Source organism: Microbacterium sp. ZW CA_36 (assembly GCF_044987475.1).
Classification (GTDB): Bacteria; Actinomycetota; Actinomycetes; order Actinomycetales; family Microbacteriaceae; genus Microbacterium.
In genome coordinates this window covers 1-1,363 of the sequence record NZ_JBJDRL010000138.1, presented here as the reverse complement: position 1 = coordinate 1,363, position 1,363 = coordinate 1, and the positions used below count along the sequence as shown (strand labels likewise).

Annotated in this window: 1 rRNA gene; it reads right to left on the bottom strand. The window is 56.3% G+C overall.

Going from position 1 to position 1,363, the window contains the following annotated elements:
• Positions 1–50: 50 nt before the first annotated feature.
• Positions 51–1,363: ribosomal RNA gene (locus ACI3KX_RS22080) — 16S ribosomal RNA — on the bottom strand; the annotation flags it as partial.

Below are 1,363 nucleotides of genomic sequence, written 5' to 3'. Positions count from 1 at the left end.
TGTGGTACTGGGTCCTGGAACCCCCCGAAGAGGGTTCAGGTGCTCCTTAGAAAGGAGGTGATCCAGCCGCACCTTCCGGTACGGCTACCTTGTTACGACTTAGTCCTAATTACCGATCCCACCTTCGACGGCTCCCTCCACAAGGGTTGGGCCACCGGCTTCAGGTGTTACCGACTTTCATGACTTGACGGGCGGTGTGTACAAGACCCGGGAACGTATTCACCGCAGCGTTGCTGATCTGCGATTACTAGCGACTCCGACTTCATGAGGTCGAGTTGCAGACCTCAATCCGAACTGGGACCGGCTTTTTGGGATTCGCTCCACCTCACGGTATTGCAGCCCTTTGTACCGGCCATTGTAGCATGCGTGAAGCCCAAGACATAAGGGGCATGATGATTTGACGTCATCCCCACCTTCCTCCGAGTTGACCCCGGCAGTATCCCATGAGTTCCCACCATTACGTGCTGGCAACATAGAACGAGGGTTGCGCTCGTTGCGGGACTTAACCCAACATCTCACGACACGAGCTGACGACAACCATGCACCACCTGTTCACGAGTGTCCAAAGAGTCCCCTATTTCTAGGGTGTTCTCGTGTATGTCAAGCCTTGGTAAGGTTCTTCGCGTTGCATCGAATTAATCCGCATGCTCCGCCGCTTGTGCGGGTCCCCGTCAATTCCTTTGAGTTTTAGCCTTGCGGCCGTACTCCCCAGGCGGGGAACTTAATGCGTTAGCTGCGTCACGGAATCCGTGGAAAGGACCCCACAACTAGTTCCCAACGTTTACGGGGTGGACTACCAGGGTATCTAAGCCTGTTTGCTCCCCACCCTTTCGCTCCTCAGCGTCAGTTACGGCCCAGAGATCTGCCTTCGCCATCGGTGTTCCTCCTGATATCTGCGCATTCCACCGCTACACCAGGAATTCCAATCTCCCCTACCGCACTCTAGTCTGCCCGTACCCACTGCAGGCCCGAGGTTGAGCCTCGGGATTTCACAGCAGACGCGACAAACCGCCTACGAGCTCTTTACGCCCAATAATTCCGGATAACGCTTGCGCCCTACGTATTACCGCGGCTGCTGGCACGTAGTTAGCCGGCGCTTTTTCTGCAAGTACCGTCACTTTCGCTTCTTCCTTGCTAAAAGAGGTTTACAACCCGAAGGCCGTCGTCCCTCACGCGGCGTTGCTGCATCAGGCTTTCGCCCATTGTGCAATATTCCCCACTGCTGCCTCCCGTAGGAGTCTGGGCCGTGTCTCAGTCCCAGTGTGGCCGGTCACCCTCTCAGGCCGGCTACCCGTCGACGCCTTGGTGAGCCATTACCTCACCAACAAGCTGATAGGCCGCGAGCCCATCCCCAACCAAAAAA